General features: G+C 40.9%; 12 protein-coding genes, 1 pseudogene and 1 other annotated feature. Of the genes and pseudogenes, 3 read left to right on the top strand and 10 right to left on the bottom strand.

Translation table 11 applies throughout. The features are described 5' to 3' along the window. Positions 1-5: 5 nt before the first annotated feature. Both K0R93_RS01775 and orr read right to left on the bottom strand, forming a co-directional pair. Positions 6-683 carry a hydrolase gene (locus K0R93_RS01775; protein ID WP_300296682.1) on the bottom strand — a complete coding sequence of 226 codons (678 nt, stop codon included), beginning with the start codon at positions 681-683 and terminating at the stop codon, positions 6-8. A gap of 110 nt (positions 684-793) precedes the next feature. Further along, on the bottom strand, positions 794-1858 hold the full coding sequence (orr, locus tag K0R93_RS01770) for an ornithine racemase Orr (protein ID WP_300296679.1): 1065 nt from the start codon (positions 1856-1858) through the stop codon (positions 794-796). Positions 1859-2254: 396 nt separating this feature from the next. Here orr and K0R93_RS01765 point away from each other — a divergent pair, with 396 nt between their 5' ends. Beyond that, positions 2255-3967 (top strand): methyl-accepting chemotaxis protein, encoded by a 1713-nt coding sequence (locus K0R93_RS01765; RefSeq protein WP_300296677.1) that lies wholly within the window; start codon positions 2255-2257, stop codon positions 3965-3967. A gap of 32 nt (positions 3968-3999) precedes the next feature. Here K0R93_RS01765 and K0R93_RS01760 read toward each other — a convergent pair whose 3' ends face one another. Beyond that, the gene (locus tag K0R93_RS01760) at positions 4000-5361 is read right to left on the bottom strand and encodes an MATE family efflux transporter (protein ID WP_300296675.1); all 1362 of its coding nucleotides are present in this window, start codon (positions 5359-5361) and stop codon (positions 4000-4002) included. Positions 5362-5588: 227 nt separating this feature from the next. On the opposite strand from K0R93_RS01760, the pseudogene K0R93_RS01755 reads away from it, so the two are divergent. Together K0R93_RS01755 and K0R93_RS01750 are read left to right on the top strand one after the other, a co-directional pair. After that, positions 5589-5765 (top strand): annotated as a pseudogene (locus K0R93_RS01755) (glutaredoxin family protein); the annotation flags it as partial. A 155-nt stretch (positions 5766-5920) separates the two neighbouring features. After that, a complete protein-coding gene (locus K0R93_RS01750) occupies positions 5921-6814 on the top strand; it encodes a DMT family transporter (RefSeq protein ID WP_300296671.1) in 894 nt (297 codons plus the stop codon). A 57-nt stretch (positions 6815-6871) separates the two neighbouring features. On the opposite strand, the gene K0R93_RS01745 is transcribed toward K0R93_RS01750, so the two are convergent. The 7 genes from K0R93_RS01745 to K0R93_RS01715 form a co-directional block, all read right to left on the bottom strand. Further along, the gene (locus K0R93_RS01745; RefSeq protein ID WP_300296669.1) at positions 6872-8668 is read right to left on the bottom strand and encodes a methyl-accepting chemotaxis protein; all 1797 of its coding nucleotides are present in this window, start codon (positions 8666-8668) and stop codon (positions 6872-6874) included. Between the two features lie 193 nt (positions 8669-8861). Further along, entirely contained in the window at positions 8862-9782 is a 921-nt protein-coding gene (locus K0R93_RS01740) for a branched-chain amino acid transaminase (protein ID WP_300296666.1), read from the bottom strand. Between the two features lie 14 nt (positions 9783-9796). Continuing rightward, positions 9797-11452 (bottom strand): biosynthetic-type acetolactate synthase large subunit, encoded by a 1656-nt coding sequence (gene ilvB, locus K0R93_RS01735; RefSeq protein ID WP_300296662.1) that lies wholly within the window; start codon positions 11450-11452, stop codon positions 9797-9799. Between the two features lie 28 nt (positions 11453-11480). Continuing rightward, the gene (ilvD, locus tag K0R93_RS01730; RefSeq protein ID WP_300296659.1) at positions 11481-13145 is read right to left on the bottom strand and encodes a dihydroxy-acid dehydratase; all 1665 of its coding nucleotides are present in this window, start codon (positions 13143-13145) and stop codon (positions 11481-11483) included. Between the two features lie 10 nt (positions 13146-13155). After that, entirely contained in the window at positions 13156-14148 is a 993-nt protein-coding gene (gene ilvC, locus K0R93_RS01725; RefSeq protein ID WP_300296656.1) for a ketol-acid reductoisomerase, read from the bottom strand. A 63-nt stretch (positions 14149-14211) separates the two neighbouring features. Beyond that, entirely contained in the window at positions 14212-14505 is a 294-nt protein-coding gene (gene ilvN, locus K0R93_RS01720) for an acetolactate synthase small subunit (protein WP_300296653.1), read from the bottom strand. 61 nt (positions 14506-14566) lie between these two features. Then, positions 14567-14843, bottom strand: a binding site (T-box leader). A 126-nt stretch (positions 14844-14969) separates the two neighbouring features. Next, entirely contained in the window at positions 14970-15821 is an 852-nt protein-coding gene (locus K0R93_RS01715; protein WP_300296650.1) for a methyl-accepting chemotaxis protein, read from the bottom strand. Positions 15822-15824: the final 3 nt, after the last annotated feature.

The raw sequence follows: 15824 nt of genomic DNA, 5'->3' as shown, positions 1-15824 counted from the left end.
ATTGCTTACATGTCATCAATACTTCTGTATCTGTTCATAACTTGACTAAATATCTTGGCCGTTGAAGGCGGTGTGTATGTAATGGCATTGGCACCAGCTTCGATGGTTTCAAGGATGCTTTCTTCTGTAGGGCCTCCTGTAGCAATAATAGGGAATTGAGGATAGTCTCGACGAATTCGTTTAACTATATCCACGGTTTTAGCAGCACCTGAAACGTTCAGGATTGCAACCCCGCTTCGGATTCTTCCATCAATATCATCATTCTCGGAAACCACGGTAACCACAATAGGTATATCAATTCTCTCCCGCATCTCCACGATCACATCATTGGGCGTCGGTGCATTTAATACTACGCCCATGGCTCCTTGGAACTCCGCATGGAGGGCAATATTAATCGAACGCTGCCCTGTGGTCAATCCACCGCCAACCCCTGTAAATACAGGAACCGGTGCTACTTCTAAAATTGCTTGGGTTATAGCAGGTTGTGGTGTAAAAGGGTATACTGCAATGATAGCATCTGCATTGGCGTTTTTGATAATTGCCACATCCGTTGAAAATAGGATGGACTTTATCCTTTTGCCCAATATTCGAATACCGCTAGCCATAGAAATAACCCTAGGTATCTGAATAATATTCTTCCGAAGCTCCGTGGTTATCTCCGGAACAAATTTTTCCTTCTCCATAGACTTATCATCCTCCTTCTCTCCTATCAGTAGTCTTACCATTTTACGCTGCTTTTCATGATGATCATTTCAACATTTTTTTCCAATACTAAATCACGCTAAATGGCTGCTTATTTAATAATCTCCTTCTCCACGTAATCTGATGTCATGGCGGCCAATAGGGCTCCATAGTTCACCGTAAACTCCATGATATCTCCTAGCCCATAGATTGTCTCCGTATCGGTGATATCCAATATGAGGTGATCGCTGCTTGCACCTAGAATGGTCACATTGTCATCCTTTGGCATAATTCCTTCTAAACGAACATCCTGTCTTCCAAGGGCTACAATCGCTTTTTTTCGGATTCCCCGATCGATAAATTCTGGCATATTTCCAAATGCATCAATCCCCCGCTTCCCAATAGGCACCGAAGGTTTATTTTTAATCTCCACAATTTCACCATAAAGCCGGAATGCATCACCATAGAGGCCTTCAATCACTTGGTCATATACATCTTCCTTGCCTAGCACAAAGGGATACCCTATCCTTAAATGGTTGATTCCTTCCGGCATCTGTTCTTCCCAAATCAAATGAAGACTATTAGAATTTCCTCCAGATAGATAAGGTATAGAAATATTATACTTTTTCTCTATGCCCTGCTTTATATTAATCAGTTTCTCTAATGTATGCCTTTCTGGAACAATCCCTCCATAGCATCCAAAATTTGCACCCAATCCAGCCAATTGAATGCCCCTCATCATTAGGACCTGTTCCACTGTCGAGTCTATCTCATCCTCCCACAGACCCTCTCTCAAATCGCCTAGATCTATCATCAACATGATTTGATGGACCTTGTTCCTTCTTAAAGCTTCTTTAGAAATCTTGTCCATTACTTCAAGTTCAGAATTAATGCTTATATCTACATACTCTACCAATTCTTCAACTTCACTCAGCATAGGTATCCGAATTAACATTTTTTGAATTTCAATGTCCTTGAGTTTTTTTATGTTTTCAATCCTTGAATCTGCCAGCATAGATACACCAGCGTCCACAAGTACTTTGGCGATCTCTGGATTCCCTCGAAAAACCTTGGTTACGCCTGCAATCTCTATCCCCTTTTTTTCACACATTTCTACCAACAGCTTTCCATTATGGTAGATTTTTGAAAGATTAATTTCCAACTTTGGATATGCCATATTTCTCCCCCTTATGCCGCATTTATTGTCTTATATTGATTTATTGAATAATTATACACTTCCTGAAGCCTTATTAGAAGTGATTTATTACAATACTATTTGTTCGATGTATCTGTAAAATTTCATACACATGAAGGATCTGGAAGACAAATTTTTTCTTTATTATAACCCTACAAGTTTCTTTCCTCTACCTGGAAATTCCTTATTATCATCATACCATTTCTTTATCCCTTTATAAATTACATTCTACAATATTTTTATCTAAAACTATGTCTAACTTTTTACAAGTATTTCTTTGTTATGAAAATTTTTGTTGTAATTTGTCTTGACAATAGTTATAATTGTTTTTATATTCAAAAAATTACAATTTTATAATGTCGAAAGGAGGCATCACGTATGAAATGGTATTTCAACTTAAAGACAGGAATTAAGATCATCTCTGGCTTTCTCATTTTATCCATTCTAATCGGCACGGTAGGTCTTATTGGAATTATAAATATGCAAAATATCAATCAAGGAATTGCCAACATGTATTATGATCGATTGATACCGATTCAAATACTCGGAGATATACAGAATAACATTACATCCATCCGCACCCACTTATATAGTCTACTAATGTATGAAAACAAAACCACTGTTTCTGAGATTAAGAACAGCATTGGACCACTGGCATCTGAGAATGATACATTACTTAAAGAATATGCTTCCACGTTGCTCACGCCCGAGGAAGAACAGCTGCTACAGGCATTTAAAGGGGATTTGGCCCAATATGGTTATTCCCAGAGTAAATATTTAGCACTGGTGGAAAACAACAACATGAGCGGTGCGGTTTTAGCCTTTGATAACATTAAGCGTTCTGCGGACAAGCTCCAGCAATCCCTTGATCACTTGGTATCGCTAAATGAAAGTATTGCTGAACAAATACATTTCAGCAGTAATGATTTATATACAAATTCCGTAAAGATCATGTCCATCATAATCTTCAGTGCAATCATCCTTGCCGTGGCCTTTGGAATTTTACTGACGAGGGTCATTACCAACCCGCTAAAGGAAGGACTGGCGTTTGCTGAGAATTTTGGAAACGGTGACCTCACCCAGCAGATAAAAATAGACCGTAAAGATGAAATAGGTTTACTTATCACAGCCCTCAATAAATCTGTCATGAATACACAATATCTTATACGAGAAATTGTTGAAAATTCATCTGAGATGGGTGCTTCAAGTCAAGAACTATCTGCTACCATTGACGAGGTAGTTATCCAAATGCAGCATGTCGATGGGGCAACAGAAGGTATTTCTAAGGGTACAGAAGATGCCAGTGCCGCCCTTGAACAAGTCAGTGCATCCTCCCAAGAGGTTACATACACCACCAACAGCCTAGTACAAAAAGTACGGGAAGGTACCCTATCCGCTGTAGAAATCCAAAATCGAGCTGAGCTTATGAAATTAGAAGCAGAACAGTCTAAGGCAGCTGCAGAAAGCATTTACCAGGAAAAACAGATCAAGATTCTTGATGCCATCGAATCAGGTAAGATTGTAAAAGAAATAGAGATCATGACCCAAGGGATCTCAGCGATTTCAGAACAAATCAACCTTTTAGCCCTTAATGCTGCCATTGAAGCCGCCCGTGCTGGAGAGCATGGAAGAGGTTTTGCCGTAGTAGCTGAAGAAGTAAGAAAGCTGGCAGATGAGTCTTCTAAAACCGTTAACAGCATCCAGTCTGTGATTCAACAAGTTTATAGAGCCTTCGAGAACTTATCCCTCAATGCCAATGAACTATTGCTTTTTATCGACGAAAAAGTATCGCACGACTATGATAGTCTTGTAAAAACAGGTATTCAGTATAGAAAGGATGCAGCGTTTATTCATGAACTCATTAAGGAATTTAATACCAATATTGAAAACATCGACCATGTCACGCAACAGGTGGGAACTGCCATAGAATCTATTTCTGCAGCTTCTCAAGAAACCACTGCTGCTTCTCAAGAAATATCCAGCAACATTTCCCAAGCAGTTGACCGTCTTGAACATATTTCATCTGTATCCAGATTACAAGCAGCGTTAGCAGAGAGATTAACTCAAATGGTACAGCAGTTTAAAATTTAGAACATATGTAAAGGGCGCCCAAAGAGCGCCCTTTACATATGTTCAACTACATTTCTCACCCATTTTTTTGATAATACCCTTGGAAAGCCAAGAACTGCTTTCAGCAGCTCTTCTATGGAAATTAACCCATACACCCAATAAACGGGAAGATGCCAAACAAGAGCCCCTAGAAAAGCCAGTGGAACACCTATTAGCCATACACTACCCATTTCCAGGTACAGTGAAAATTTTGTATCTCCACCACTGCGGAAAATACCTATGATTAGTATCGTATTGAAGATTCGAATCGCCATGGTAAAACCCATTACCATCAAAATCCAATAGGCACTCTCATAAACACTTTGAGAAACATTAAAAAACTGTAGAATAAATGGCGCAACCAAAGCCAATAGACCGCCTATGGCAGCACCCAATAATGTGCCTAATAAGATGAATGTATTTCCATAGGTAATGGCTTTCTCTTTGTGACCTGCGCCAATCTCATTGCCCAGCATCACAGCACAAGAATTCCCTAAGCCCATAGCTACCACCATAAAGATATTCTGAATCGTATTTGCTATTTGAATGGATGCTACAGCATCGGTACTGATTCTGGCATATGCTACAGAATACATGGTCATTCCCAATGCCCAAATACCTTCATTCAAAATCACTGGAATTGCTGTTTGATAAATACGTTTCACGAAGTCAAACCCAAAATCCAATAACTCACGTATCTTGCCTGCCAAAACGTCTCCCTGCTTATAGATAATACTTAAAAGAAAAATCATCTCCACACTGCGGGCAATGACCGTAGCAAGGGCTGCACCACGAACACCCATTGCCGGGAACCCGAAGTTTCCAAATATTAATAAATAGTTTAATAAGGTATTGGTCAATAGGGATATAGCACTCACCACCATGGGCAGCTTTGCTTGTCCTATGCTTCTAGATGCAAAAGCGTAGGCAAAGCTAATGGTTGTAATCAAATAACTAAAAGAAATAATTTTCAAGTACTGACTCCCTAAATCAACAACTACAGCATCCATAGTGAACAATCTTAAAATATGCTGAGGAATAAAAAATGCAGCAGAAGCAAATACCAAGCTAAGGGATCCGCCTGAAACCAAGGCAAGTCCCAATACCCGGCGAATATTGGCAATATCCCTCTTCCCCCAAAATTGAGCAGTAAAAATGGCACAGCCGCTGTTGATACCAAACATCAATAAAATGAATAAGAAAAACAGCTGATTCGCCAAGCCTACAGCTGCAATCTGTGTTTCACCAAGTCTTCCAATCATTACGGTATCTACCATATTTAAGGAGGATGAAATCAAATTTTGAAATGATATAGGCAGTGCAATGGCCAACATGGTTTTATAAAAATTTCGATCCTTCAAATGCATGTGCTTCATATTTTTCACCCGCCCTATTCAATCTGTTATCTGTTTCATAAAGCTAGATTATTATATCAGTATTGCCTATGACTTTCAAATGAATTCTCAAGATAAGAAGGATAACGGAAATGATTCTAGAAATAATAAATATATAAGTATTTTTCAATCATTAAACAGTTGAAACGGAGGCGCTTATTTTGAAAAAAGTTACAGTATTTACGACAAAAACATGACCTCATTGTGTAACAGCGAAGGAGTATCTTTCGCAGAAGGGTGTTCAATATGACGAGGTAGATGTTTCTGCTGATCCAGCAGGCCGCAAAGAATTAATGCAAAAAGGAATTATGGCCGTGCCGGTAATCAAGGTTGATGAAGAATACGTGGTCGGCTTTGACCCGGAAAGACTCGACACAATTCTATAGCCTATTGACTTCATCATTTGTAGAGAGCAGGAAATCCTGTTCTCTACTTTTTGCACTTTATTATCTCCATAAGTTTCATATACAACTTTATATAATTATATTATAATAAAAATGATATGGGTACATCCCTGACAAACTGAAGGAGGACATCATCTATGTTAGAAAAGAATAAAAATCTCTATGCGGACTTATCCCTGCTTCTTGTGGCTTTGATATGGGGCAGTGGTTTCGTGGCAACGAAGCATGCTTTAAATACCATTACTCCCTATTATATGATGACATTCCGATTTACGATTGCTTTCCTTTTGATGTCTATGGTTTTCTATAAACGTTTAAAAGCTTGCACCTTTCAAGATTTGAAAGCCGGAGCCATCATTGGCCTCTTTTTATTTGTGGCCTTTGCCGCCCAAACCGTAGGCCTCCAATATACAACAGCTGGTAAACAAGCATTTCTAACGGGTACCAACGTGGTGATCGTGCCTTTTTTATTCTGGATGGTAAAGCAAACTCGACCTGATAAATACAACCTGACGGCCGCCTTCCTTTGCTTTTGCGGCATTGGCCTTCTTACCCTAAGCGAAAGCCTTACTATCAATCTGGGCGATTTTCTCACTTTGATTTGTGCATTCTTTTTTGCTTGTCATATTGTTTCAATCGGATATTTTGCAGAGCACCATGATCCCATTGTTTTAACCATCATCCAGCTGGGGGTGTCTGCTGTCTTATCCTTCGCTGCCTCTTTATTTCTTGAGACAGCCCCACAAAATTTGCCAGTGGATGCGATACTATCCGTCCTGTATCTTGGTGTGTTTAGCACATTGCTGGCTTTCATGATTCAAAATGTAGCGCAAAAGTACACAACGCCCACCCATGCTGCCATTATCTTGAGTCTTGAATCCGTATTTGGCAGTATCCTTTCCACCATACTATTAAAGGAACTATTCACGATGAAGATGTTTTGGGGTTGTGTAATTATCTTTATCGCCATCCTTACGGCTGAAACCAAGTGGGCATTTCTTCGACCTAAAAAAATGAAAGAAAACATCTAAACCCTTGGTATGACATAATTTTATGTCATACCAAGGGTTTTATATTGAACCATATATTTATAGCTTAAAAATACGTATTTTATCTTCTAATTCCATAGACAACTGCTTAAGCCTTTCAGACATCTCAGCAATTTCAACCATCGTTGCCGTTTGTTCCTCCACTGATGCAGATACCTCTTGGGTAGATGCCGATGCTTGCTGGGTAACAGAAGCAATATTCTCAATCGATGCTGTAACTCCTTCTTTGTATTGATCCACTTTGTGTGCACTGTCAACTAGCTTTTCCATCTGCTGGGTAATTTGTAATAATGCATTGGAGGTCTCTTCAAAAGCCTTGCCTACCTCGATAGTTGCTTCATCCGCTTTCGCCACAACACCCTTCGCTTGATCCATGCTATGGCTTGCAGCTTCAATCTCCTTTTGTATCTCTGTAGTAATATTTTTAATTTGATCAGTAGATTGGGCTGTTTGCTCTGCTAATTTTTTTATCTCTCCTGCAACCACTGCAAAACCTCTTCCAACTTCGCCAGCCCTTGCCGCTTCGATGGCAGCATTGAGTGCCAATAAATTGGTCTGGTCGGCAATAGCCTGAATCACGCCAACAATTTCTCCTATGGAATTAGATTTCTGGGCTAGACTGTTTACATTTCCAGCAACCTCAGCAGTCACCTGATTATTCAGCTTAAAATTGTGTTGTAAAGTTTTTACCGTGGTTGTAGAGCGATTTGTAATTTCATTTGTTTGATCCAAGTGTTTACTGATAACAATTGTACTTTCTATCAAATCATTGATTCTTTCATTCAATTGTCCCAACTTTGATAAACTTTCGCTGGTTTCAACCGCTTGATCTGTTGAACCGCTTGCCAATTCTTCAATGGCTTTGGCTACTTCATCAATGGACAGGGCTGTCTCATTTGTATTGATAGAAAGGGCACTTGCGTTGGTTCCCAGCGTTTGAGATTGATTTCTGATATCTCCTATCATCCGCCTTAATGCTTGTCTCATATCCAGCATTTCTTTCGCCATCATGCCTGTTTCATCCGTATTCCTTTGCAAATCCTCAAAGGATTGATCATGGCACAGGTCAAAGCCTGCTGTTTTCTCAATAAGCTTTGTCAATCGTATAATTGGATCGGTAATTCTCTTTCCCATAAAAAAGGTTACCATAGCAGTAATGAGCAAAAGAATCAAGGCAATGGCCGATGTCATATACAGGCTCTTACTTCTATACGCTTCTAATATTATTTCCTTTTCCTTTACGATCTGATCAATGTCGTCGATATATGCACCTGTACCTACAACCCAACCGAAGGGTTTAAATTCTAAACTATACCCCCTCTTTGGCAAGGGCTCCGTCTCTCCAGCCTTTGGAAACCAATAGTCCGTGTAACCGCCGCCCTCTTTCCGACCATTTGCAATAATTTCTTTTACTAAAAATAGTCCGTTTGCATCCTGGCTGTCAATTCGACTCTTCCCTTCAACCTCTGCCTTTCCTAGAAGGACAACGTTTACCCCATCTACTGTATCAACCCAAAAATAACCACTATTATCTTCACCATATCTTAGTTCCCGAATGAGGTCTGCACCAAGGGCTTTTGCTTCATCTAAGGTCATTTCACCCTCTTGAGCTTTTTTATGAAGTTCTTGCAATAGACTGACAGCTACCTCAACTTCGGATTTAATCATTCTGTCAAAATCTTCACGGAGCTGTTGGTCCAGCTGCTCCCTAGAATGATTTCCCATTTGTTTCATCATATAGGAAGATGTAAATGTTAATGCCAAAGTTAAAGTTACACTAACACAAATCAAGGTTGCTAAAATTTTCATCTTAATGCTAAATTTCGTATTTTTCAATTGCTTCAACCTCCCTGCTTTTCATTTACTTTTGTAAATCTTTGAGTAAGTTATACTTCTAAATCATATTTCGACACATTTCGATATAATCCTTCGTTAACATTACATAAAACTATTAAAAAATTCAGTAAATTTTTCCATCTATTCCATTATTTTTTTATAAATTAAAAGAGAGACCAAAGTCTCCCTTTCACTATTTCTCATACACCGGTGTACAGTAATGGGCATATTTCTGGTTCTTACCTAGGGCTATATCAAAGAAAAGCGCCTTGATCTTTTTGCATATCTCTCCAGGTTGACCATCGGCGATTTTTCGGTTATCTACTTCCACCACAGCCGTTACCTCCATGGCTGTTCCACTAAAAAATACCTCTTGCGCACTGTAAAGTTCTGTTCTGCCTACACTTCTTTCCACCACTTCCATACCCAATTCTTCCTTGGCTAAGGTCATTACTGTATCTCTAGTAATCCCCTCGAGGATGTCATCGGCTGGAGATGGTGTTACCAGCTTGCCTTTCTTTACTAAGAAAATATTCTCTCCAGGTCCCTCACAAACATTGCCATCCTTTGTCAATAAAATCGCCTCATCATATCCATTCTGTAATGCTTCTAGAGAAGCCAGCGCTGAATTTAAATATGCAGCGGTAGCCTTGGTTCTTGGTGGCAGCATAGTGTCAGAAATTCTTCTCCATGAGGATACAGCAGCCCGGAAAGCATCTTTTCCAGCAAAGTTCCCCATGGGCTGACAATAAATCAGTACCCTATTGTCATCATCAAACAATGTTGGAAACAGATGATCTGATCCCTTAAAAGCCACTGGGCGAATATACACTGTTGTTTTAAAATTATTCTTCCGTAGAAGCTCTACCGTCCACTGACATAATTCTTCCACCGTATAAGGCAAGCTCATATACAATGCCTTACAAGATTCCTGTAGTCTTTCGAAATGCTCCTTTAATCGAAATACGTAAAGCTGCTGAGCTTCTTCATCCCAATAGGCACGAATCCCTTCAAAACAACCGAGGCCATAGTTAAAGGCCTTACTCCTAATGCTGATCTGTACTTCACTTTCCTTTACAATCTTCCCTTGATAAAAAACATATATGTCTTGCATTCTTATTCCTCCCATTATTCCAAAATATAGTCTTGAATGGGCTGCCCAGGAGGTACGATAGGATACACACTTTCATCCTGATGTAGCATACATTCAATGACCATGCCTTTGCCGTCGGTCAACGCTTCTTCCAGTGCCAATTCAAAATCCTTAATGTTATCTACTTTTCTCCCTCTTAATCCATAGGCATCCACCAGCTTCATATAATCAACATTGTCTTGGATATCTGTCTCCGAATATCTACTGCTATTAAAAAGATGCTGCCACTGCCGTACCATCCCAAGGGATTGATTGTTAAACAGCAGGGTAATGATGGGTAATTTATAGGTGGCAACCGTAGCAAGCTCATTACAGTTCATTCGGAAACTACCATCCCCTGCAATGTGTACGATCTTTCTATGAGGATAGGCAATTTGAGCCCCTATGGCAGCGCCCAACCCAAAACCCATGGTGCCCAACCCGCCAGATGTAATGAAGGTTCTTGGTGACTCAAACTTCCAATGTTGAGCCGTCCACATCTGATGCTGTCCTACCTCTGTTGTCACAATGGCATCTCCTTTAAGCTTCTCCCATGCACAATCGAGAATCTGTTTTGCATGTAGTCTTTGTCCACTGGATTGAAACTCATGGCGCCACCCATCAATTTCTTGATGCCAATCTTTCCTATTCTTCTGAAACATATTCTTTGCTAACTCCAAAAGTATCCCCCGAATATCTCCCAGTATGGACATCTCTACGGCCTTGTTTTTTCCAATTTCTCCTCGATCGATATCGATGTGAATTACCTTAGCTTTTGGCGCAAAGGCATTCACAGCACCAATGACACGATCACTAAATCTAGAGCCCACAGCAATCACCAGATCACTATTGGTCACTGCCATATTTGATTCCGGCAAACCGTGCATCCCCACTAACCCCAGAGATAAGGGATGAGTTCTTGGAAAATTGCCTAGGCCCATTAGTGTATTTACAACGGGAATATCTCCTTTTACAGCCAAATACAGCAGTTGGTCTGCGCCACCAGAATAACTGACCCCTCCTCCTGCATAGATTACAGGGCGCTGGGCTTCATTGATAAGCCTCGCAGCTTCTATACATGATGCCACATCTAGAGAATCATCATTTTGCTGTTCTTTCAATTTTTCTTGTCTTTCATAGGGTCCCTTGGCCATCAAGGCATCCTTGGTAATGTCCACCAACACAGGCCCCGGTCGGCCAGAAGAGGCAATAGCAAACGCCTCCCGAATGGCACCTGGAATCTTCTCTATATCCTTTATGCAAAAGCTGTGTTTTGTAATGGGCAAGGTAATCCCTGTAATATCTACTTCTTGGAAAGAATCCTTTCCCAATAATCCTGAGGCTACCTGTCCAGTGATGACAACCATAGGAATAGAGTCCATATAGGCTGTGGCAATGCCCGTTACTGTATTGGTAGCTCCTGGTCCAGAGGTGGCAATACAAACACCCACTTTTCCACTTGATCGGGCATATCCGTCTGCTGCGTGGGCCGCTCCCTGTTCGTGACTCGTTCTTACATGTAAAAAATGTTCCTTGTTATCATAGAGGGCATCATATAATGGAATGACGGCACCTCCCGGGTATCCAAAAATTGTATCTACACCTTGTTCCTTTAGACATTCCAATACGATGTGTGCACCGCTTAACTCCATATGGAAACCTCCTTCCCATTTCAATGCTTTATTCTTTCACCCTACAGATGGCACCATCAGCCCCAGAGCTTACAAGCCCTTTGTACTTCCTTAAGTACCCTCTTTGCTGCTTCACAACTGGCCTCCAATTCTGCTTTCTTCCTTCCAATACCTCATCGGATACCAGCACATTCAACTTTTTATTCGGAATATCAATCTCAATTTGATCTCCTTCTTCCACCAAAGCGATAGGGCCGCCTTCATAGGCTTCTGGAGAAACGTGGCCAATGGATGCACCCCTTGTGGCTCCCGAGAATCTTCCATCGGTGATCAGTGCCACAGACTTATCTAACCCCATGCCTGCCAAGGCTGATGTAGGTGTCAGCATTTCCTGCATACCCGGTCCACCTTTAGGCCCTTCATATCGAATGACAATCACATCACCGTGATTGATTTGTCCATTTAAAATAGCAGCTGAAGCTTCACTTTCTTCATTAAACACCCTTGCCTTGCCCTGATGCTGCATCATAGCCTCATCTACAGCTGATTTTTTTACAACAGCACCTTCTGGCGCCAGATTTCCTTTCAAAATGGCGATACCACCTGTGGCGCTGTACGGCTCATCGATAGGACGGATCACATCTTTTCTCCTTACCTGATGGCCCTTCACCAGTTCCCCTACAGTTTTTCTTGACACTGTCAATGCTTCTCGGTAAAGAAGCTCCTTTTTATCTAATTCATTCATCACAGCCAGAACACCACCTGCCTCATAAAGATCCTCCATATAGTGACTGCCTGCTGGACTTAATCTGCAAAGATTCGGTGTTCCTTCGCTGAGTGCATTAATTTGATCCAAATCCACTGACACTTCTGCTTCATGGGCGATTGCCGTGAGATGAAGTACCGTGTTAGACGAACACCCTAGAGCCATGTCTACCACTAATGCATTACGGATCCCCTCTTCATTCATGATATCCCTTGGGAGGATCTGCTTTTCTACCAACTCCATAACCTTCATCCCTGATTCCTTGGCCAGCCTTAATCTTTCCGCATATACCGCTGGAATGGTTCCATTACCTGGGAGAGCCAATCCTAAAGCTTCCGTCATACAGTTCATGGAATTCGCTGTGAACATTCCCGCGCAAGAACCACAGCCTGGACAGGCATGTTGTTCCAGTTGGTATAGTTCCTCTTCCGTCATCTTTCCTGCTTTCACCGCGCCTACTGCCTCAAACACTGTGCTTACATCCACTTTTTTGCCATCTACACGGCCTGTTAACATGGGGCCCCCGCTGACAACAACAGCAGGTACATTGAGTCGTGCTGCAGCCATCAGCATACCAGGTACAACCTTGTCACAGTTTGGAATCAATACAATACCATCAAAGCCATGGGCCTTCACCATGATTTCGATGCTGTCAGCCACAATTTCCCTGCTGGCTAAAGAATACTTCATGCCAACGTGGTTCATGGCGATACCATCGCATACAGCTATGGTTGGAAATTCAAAGGGCACGCCCCCTGCCATCATGACCCCCCGCTTTGCTGCTTCGGCCACTTCTCTCAAATGTTTGTGTCCAGGTACAATTTCGTTATATGCGTTGACAATCCCAATAAATGGTCTTCTCATTTCCTCATCTGTTAAGCCCAATGCTTTTAATAGAGATCGATGGGGCGCTTTCTCAACGCCCTCTTTTACACTTTTGCTTCTCATAAGCTACCTCCTATTTCTTCAACCATGTCATCATCTGTCTTAGTTCTTTACCAACCGCCACAATTGGATGCTGTACTTCTTCGTTCCTGCGGGCATTGAACACAGGACGCCCCGTCATATTCTCTAATATCCAAGCCTGGGCAAACTTACCTTCCTGGATTTCCTTGAGTACTTTCTTCATTTCCTTTCTGGTTTCATCAGTAATAATTCGTTTACCCACCATATAATCACCGTATTCCGCTGTATCGCTGACACTGTATCTCATTCTCTCCATGCCGCCCTCATAAAGCAAATCTACAATCAGCTTCATTTCGTGGAGACATTCAAAGTATGCCACTTCTTTTTGATATCCTGCTTCCACCAAAGTATCAAATCCTGCTTTAATCAGCTCTGTAACGCCGCCACAAAGAACGCTTTGCTCTCCAAATAAATCGGTCTCTGTCTCTTCTTTGAAGGTCGTTTCAATCACGCCTGCTTTGACTGCCCCAATCCCCTTGGCATAGGCTAGAGCCATTTCTTTTGCTTTTCCTGTGTAGTCTTGATGTACTGCAATCAATGCTGGTACGCCAGTACCTTCTGCATATAGCCTTCTTACCAAATGCCCTGGTCCCTTTGGTGCAACCATGAATACATCCACATCTGCAGGCGGTATGATTTGATTAAAGTGTATATTGAATCCATGGGCAAAGATCAAGGCATCCCCTGCCTTTAAGTGAGGCTTTACCGATTCCTGATAAAGCTTTGACTGCTTTTCATCGGGCACTAGCATCATAAATGCATCACTGTTCTTTACGGCCTCATCCACGGTCATTACCGTAAGACCATCGGCGGCAGCCTTCTCCCAAGACTTACTTCCTTCGTATAATCCCACAACCACATCCACGCCGCTTTCTTTGAGGTTCAATGCATGGGCATGGCCTTGGCTTCCATAACCAATGACGGCAACCTTTCTTTCTTGTATTAAACTAAAATTAGCATCCTTTTCATAAAACATCTTTGTCATTTTAAATCCCCCTTAATTTTTCAGTATTTATATTTTCTCAAAGTTTTTCTCTAAAGCTTCCATTTACATTTTTGCTGTAATACTTTCATCAGCAAAGGCCATAAACTGCTCTGTATTAAACCCATATGCGATTTCATCCACCCGATACACATCGATGAGTTTGTTCATTTGATGGATGGCTTGATTGATGTCTTGATTTTCTCCAGCCAAAGTTGTTACTAAGTATGCAACGGCTGGGGTTTTACTTTCTCCCATACTAATGTGTTTAATATCCAAACCCTTTCTTCTGAATAATCCTGTGACTCTCATCAACACTTCCGGTTCATTGTTCACATATGCCAACAACGTTCTGCTCATATACATACCTCCTTCGATAAAATTAAAAAATCCCTCGTTCCTAGAATACAATTCTTTGTATTCTAGGGACGAGGGATATCTTCGCGGTACCACCCTAGTTCACAATTCATTCACATGAATTGACTCTTCAGGTCGAAAGAACATATCTTTTTAACCCTAGCCATATAACGGTGGCACTTCTGTTTAAAACAGAATCCCGGCGTCATCTACTCAGCCTGCGCTTTTTGACTCGGCAGTTCAGGAGTGATTATTATATACCGCTTCGACGCCAACTCTCAGCAACTCGTTGGCTCTCTGTAGTCTTAGGATGGTATTTTTCTCTCCCTCATCACTTTTAAGTATTAATTTTTAGAATATTAAAATTAATTTTACACGTAATATCTATTCATGTCAACCGTATAAATTAAATTTTATGAAAATTTTAAACTATATACAGAATACACAAACTTCATGTGCCTTATTTTTTACAATCTAAATTGATCAACAATGCTTTTTAAGTCATTTGCTGATTTTGCTAATAAATGCGTATTGTTAGCAATCATTTCCATCGAACCATTCTGCTGCTGAATAGAAGCAACAGTTTGCTCAATTCCTGCAGAATTTTCTTGAGATATCGCAGCAATCTGTTCACCAGCTAAACTTATTTTGTTACTATTTGAAGATATTTCGTCTAGACTGGCAGATACATCTTGGATTCTGTCCACCATAGAAAGAACCTCATTATGTATTTTTTCAAATCCTTCCCCTGTAATTCTAATTTGTTTGGTACTTTCTTCTACATTTTCATAACCTGCTACCAATGACGCTGTCATACTTTTTGAATCCTTTTGAATCCCTGTAACGATATCTGTTATCTCATTTACTGACTTCCCTACTTGTTCAGCCAATTTTCTTATTTCATCGGCCACGACAGCAAAACCTCTTCCTGCTTCGCCTGCTCTAGCCGCTTCGATCGCTGCGTTAAGGGCCAATAGATTTGTCTGCTCAGCAATGGCATTGATAACTTGTCCCAGAGTAGACACCTTTTTTGAATTTTCATCTAATAATTTTACCTTCGTCACCGACTCTTTTATAACCTCATTGATATGATACATATTTCCAATAGAAGTCTCCATATGGGTTCTTTCTCTTTGAACCACTTCTAGAATATCCTTTGAAGAAGCTTCTAATAAAACTTTGTTTTTATTAGCTTCCGCAATTACTTCCGTTAAACTAAATATGGAATTTGCAATTTCAGTGGCAGATCCAGCTTGCTCTTCTGCGCCAGAAGACATCTCCTGCATCGTGAATGCTATTTGCTCACTGCTTCGCTGCACCTC

It is taken from the genome of Anaerosolibacter sp., assembly GCF_029240175.1.
Classification (GTDB): Bacteria; Bacillota; Clostridia; order Peptostreptococcales; family Thermotaleaceae; genus Anaerosolibacter.
Note: the sequence above shows the minus strand (reverse complement) of the source record. Positions and strands in the feature narration are given on the sequence as shown.